Origin of the sequence: Micromonospora sp. LOL_025, from assembly GCF_048060285.1 — a bacterium.
GTDB lineage: Bacteria > Actinomycetota > Actinomycetes > Mycobacteriales > Micromonosporaceae > Micromonospora.
This window is the reverse complement of the sequence record NZ_JBHMIR010000117.1, coordinates 1-617: the sequence shown is the minus strand read 5'-3', so window position 1 is coordinate 617 and position 617 is coordinate 1. Positions and strand designations below refer to the sequence as shown.

The following is a 617-nucleotide window of genomic DNA, read 5'->3' as shown; positions in this document are numbered from 1 at the left end:
GCTTCGGGTACCGCACCGTCGTCGATCGGGGGAAGTCGGCCGCGTGTCACACATCGAGAAGATCACCGGGGAACTGCGCGCCCTGACGGCCGGCGTCGACAGGGCGCAGGCACTGGCCTCCGCCGCCGACAACCAGGCGCAGGAGGTGGCCCTGCGCGCCGCCGGCGCCGGATTCGCCGCCGTGGCGGCGGGCCTCACCCGGGTACGCGACGGCATCGCCACCGTCCGGGGCGGCCTGGGCAGCCTCGCGACCACGGTCGGCGAGGCCACGAAGAGCACCACGGCCGTCCCGCAGGAAGCCAGCCCGCACGAGACGATCACCGGCCTGACACCCGTGCACCACGCCGTCGACGGCATCCGCGACACCGCCGCCGCCACCATCGCCCAGGTCGGCCAGACACGACAACTCGTCACCACCGTCCTGCACGGCGGCCAACCGGGACCCCTCGTACAGTCCCTGGAGCAGATCACGCAGGTCCTGACGCTGGTCGTCCAACGCACCGTCACCGCCCGGCAGGCCGTCGAGACGGCGATCGCCGAGGCCCGCCAACTGGGGTCGGCGGGAAACTGACCGGGGCTGGCGGCACCACCCGGCCAGCCCCACCACCACAGACCCC

Annotated in this window: 1 protein-coding gene; it reads left to right on the top strand. The window is 73.7% G+C overall.

Going from position 1 to position 617, the window contains the following annotated elements:
* Window positions 1–43: 43 nt before the first annotated feature.
* A complete protein-coding gene (locus ACFHW0_RS31735) occupies window positions 44–571 on the top strand; it encodes a DUF6244 family protein (protein WP_416613310.1) in 528 nt (175 codons plus the stop codon).
* Window positions 572–617: the final 46 nt, after the last annotated feature.